Raw genomic sequence first — 3,916 nt, 5'->3', positions numbered from 1 at the left:
TAATTCATAATAAATTCATATTAACACTATATAATTATTTATTATAAAAATGTGAAAAATACACAAAATCAATATAAGTATAAAAATATAGTATCAGAAACATTGACAAAATACCTTATTAAATTTACTATTTTATATAAGTCATTTTATAACTTTATAACATTATATTTAATGTTAAAGACATATATGATGGGTATATATAGTAATAAATACAGAATAATTATTTAGGAGATATCTTATGAAGGAAAAAAAACCTCAAAAAAAATCATGGTTATATTATTATGGGATAATACTTCTTTTACTAGTAGTACTTAATTCATTTATTTTTCCAGCTCTATATAATATGAGTGGAAAAGTAGAGAATGTGGACTATGGAACATTCCTTACAATGGTTGATGAAGGAAAAGTAAACCAAGTAGACATTGACAACTCAAAACAAATTACTTTTACTGTTAAAGATGAAAAAGAAAAAGTTTATGTAACTGGTCAAATGAATGATGATGATTTAGTAAATCGTTTATATAAAGCAGGCGTAAAAAAATTCAACCAAGAAATACCAAAGCAAGATTCACCAATAGTTGAGTTTATTCTTTATTGGGTTTTACCAACAATATTAATGATTGCTTTACTAAACTTTATGATGAAAAAAATGACAAATAGAATGGGTGGCAGAGGCGGCCCAATGCAATTTGGTAAGAGTAATGCAAAAATATATGTAGAAGCACAAACAGGAAAGACTTTTGAAGATGTGGCAGGACAAGACGAAGCCAAAGAATCATTAACTGAAATAGTTGATTTCTTACACAATCCTAAAAAGTACGAAGAAATAGGTGCATCAATGCCAAAAGGTGCATTGCTTGTTGGACCTCCGGGTACAGGAAAAACTTTACTTGCAAAAGCAGTTGCAGGGGAAGCAAAAGTACCATTCTTCTCAATCTCAGGCTCTGAGTTTGTGGAAATGTTTGTTGGTATGGGTGCTGCAAAAGTTAGAGATTTATTCAAACAAGCTCAAGAAAAAGCTCCATGTATCGTATTTATAGATGAGATAGACACTATAGGTAAAAAACGTGATGGCGGAGGAATGGGTGGTAATGACGAAAGAGAACAAACGCTTAATCAGTTACTTACTGAAATGGATGGATTTGATGGTAAAAAAGGTGTTGTAATACTTGCAGCAACTAATAGACCAGAATCTCTAGACAAAGCACTACTTAGACCAGGACGTTTTGACAGAAGAGTACCAGTAGAACTTCCTGACTTAAAAGGTCGTGAAGATATACTAAAAGTTCATGCTAAAAAAGTTAAAATGGACGAAGATGTTGATTTCAACGGAATAGCAAGAGCAACAGCTGGAGCTAGTGGTGCAGAACTTGCAAATATAGTAAATGAAGCAGCACTTAGAGCAGTTAGACTAGGAAGACATAAAGCTACACAAGCTGACTTAGAAGAATCTGTAGAAGTAATAATAGCAGGATACCAAAGAAAAGCTGCAGTTATTTCTCCAAGAGAAAAGAAAATAGTAGCATATCACGAAATAGGTCATGCATTAGTTGCAGCTAAACAAACAGAATCTGCACCAGTGCACAAGATTACGATTATCCCTCGTACATCTGGGGCTCTAGGGTACACTATGCAGGTAGAAGAAGGCGAAAGAGTACTTATGTCTAAGGAAGAAGCTTTCAACAAAATAGCAACATTTACAGGAGGTCGTGCTGCGGAAGAAATTATCTTTAATTCTTTCACAACAGGTGCCTCTAATGATATAGAACAAGCAACAAGAATAGCAAGAGCAATGGTTACTCGTTACGGAATGAGTGAAGAGTTCGATATGATGGCTCTAGAAACAGTAAATAATCAATATTTAGGTGGAGATGCATCGCTAATGTGTTCACCAGAAGCATCAGCTAAGATTGATAAAGAAGTATTAAGTATAATAAAATCAGCTCATGATAAAGCTACAAAAATACTTGAAGAAAATATTGATAAATTACACGAGCTTTCTGATTTCTTATTAGAAAAAGAAACTATTACAGGTGAAGAGTTTATGGAAATCTTAAACGGAAAATCTGTGGCAGAAGTTAAAGAAGAACATGATGCTAAAGAAGCAGCTAAGAAAGAAGCAGAAAGACTTGAGATTGAAGAAGCAAAAGAGCAAGAAAAAAGAGCAGAAGAACAACAAAAACGCATAGAGCAAGAACTTGAAAAAGTTGAAGGAAATGTTGTAATAGAAGATGTTAAGACTACTGATGATGAAGAAAAGTAGAATTAAATAAAAAAAGCATCAACGTTTAAGTTGGTGCTTTTTTTAGAGAATAAATATGTTATATATTTAAAGAGAATCCTAGTTGATGCAGTCTCTTTTTGATAAAAGTAAATGATAAATATATATGGATAAGTTGTGATATATAATGTTATCAGAAAATTTGTTAATGAAAAAACTATGCCGAAGTGGTGTTCAAAAGATTTAAGAAACCATTACGTGCGCATATACGTGCACTAGTACCTATTATACCTATAATTACCGTATATATAAGCTCAATATAGATTATAGGAACAGTAGGAACGCACATAGGTGAAAGCATCTGAATTGATTTAATTCAAGGTGTGTCTAAGAGGCGTTCTTAGAGTTGTATAGGTTACAGTAGGAACAGAAAAAATGGTATTTAGTGTGCCCAAGAAGTTTTTGTGTTTTTGAGAAATAAAGCTAACCTCTCATCTTATGTATGAGTTTTATAGAAAACTTGGAAGTTTGATATATAAAGATATATAGAAGATTAGTTAATTTTTTACATAAAAAATTAACTAATTTACTTCTAAGAGATGTACAATTTATATTATAAAAATAGATAATTAAAGTTAAAATTGTAAAATATAAATGTAAGTAGAATATGGATTTTCATGGAGGAAATGATGAATAAACTAAAAGATATAAAATTAAAAAATCAACTTATAATATCTACATATATAATGCTTTTTATTTTATTTATATTTAAGCCAACCCTAATACCAGGTATAATTAGTAAATTTATAACAGCATTTAAACCATTTATAATTGGTGGAGTAATTGCATTTTTATTAAACTTGCCAATGAAACTTATAGAAGAAAAAATTGTAAGGCCTTTATGTAAAAAGAATAAAAGTTTATCAAAAATGTCAAGGATTATATCCCTAGTATGTACCATTGTAATAGTAGTAATCTTAATGTGGATATTTATTAGCTATATAGTACCTCAGTTAGCTGATAGTTTAAGATCTTTGACTAATGATATTCCCAAATATATAAGTGGTCTTCAAAATGAAATAATGAATAAAGTAGACCAGCTTGATATGTTGAAAAATACATCTTTTGATATACAAGCTATGATACAAAAATTTCTATCTTTTGTTCAAAATTTTATTAATATGTTTATTTCTAATGTATTTAATTTCACTATAGGAATAACAAATTTCTTTATGAATTTATTCTTGGGAATAATAATATCCATGTATATTTTACTTAGCAAAGAAAAGCTAATTTTACAATTCAAAAAGCTTATATATGCATTTTTAAATGAGAATAAATGTGAAAGAATAATGTATATTTTAAAGTTAACAAATAATAAGTTTTCTAAATTTATATTGGGTCAATCAATGGATGGATTAATATTAGGGACAGCATTTTTTATAGTTTTTTCTTTACTTAAAATACCTTTTGCATTGTTAATAAGTATAATGATACCTATTCTAAATTTTATACCTATATTTGGAACTTATGTAGGTATTGGAATATCAGCATTTATAATTTTGATTGAGACCCTGGGATAATTGGAATTGAAGATATTAACAATCCTGAATTTGGAGATAGTGTAACTATTAAAAATGGTGAAGTACCAGTATTTTGGCCTTGTGGTGTAACACCTCAATCAGTAGTTATGAA

Annotated in this window: 3 protein-coding genes; all 3 read left to right on the top strand. The window is 29.5% G+C overall.

Annotation, left to right across the window (positions count from 1 at the left end; all coding sequences use genetic code 11):
- Positions 1-238 precede the first annotated feature (238 nt).
- Positions 239-2,263, top strand: coding sequence for an ATP-dependent zinc metalloprotease FtsH (gene ftsH / locus NSA58_RS17125; protein WP_039678772.1), 2,025 nt, complete (start codon positions 239-241; stop codon positions 2,261-2,263).
- A 647-nt stretch (positions 2,264-2,910) separates the two neighbouring features.
- Positions 2,911-3,804: an AI-2E family transporter gene (locus tag NSA58_RS17120; RefSeq protein WP_330652600.1), complete on the top strand. Its 894-nt coding sequence runs from the start codon at positions 2,911-2,913 to the stop codon at positions 3,802-3,804.
- A partial coding sequence (locus tag NSA58_RS21035) for a D-glutamate cyclase family protein (protein WP_408648057.1) occupies positions 3,801-3,916 on the top strand: 116 nt, incomplete at its 3' end. The genes NSA58_RS17120 and NSA58_RS21035, both read left to right, overlap by 4 nt.

The sequence above is a fragment of the Terrisporobacter muris genome (genome assembly GCF_024621905.1).
GTDB classification, from domain to species: Bacteria; Bacillota; Clostridia; order Peptostreptococcales; family Peptostreptococcaceae; genus Terrisporobacter; species Terrisporobacter muris.
This window is presented reverse-complemented; position numbering and strand designations above follow the sequence as displayed.

What these genes read in the sequence shown, in the direction of transcription:
- NSA58_RS17120 (WP_330652600.1), top strand. Translation starts at nt 2,911, where the DNA reads ATGAATAAACTAAAAGATATAAAATTAAAAAATCAACTTATAATATCT.
- ftsH (WP_039678772.1), top strand. Translation starts at nt 239, where the DNA reads ATGAAGGAAAAAAAACCTCAAAAAAAATCATGGTTATATTATTATGGG.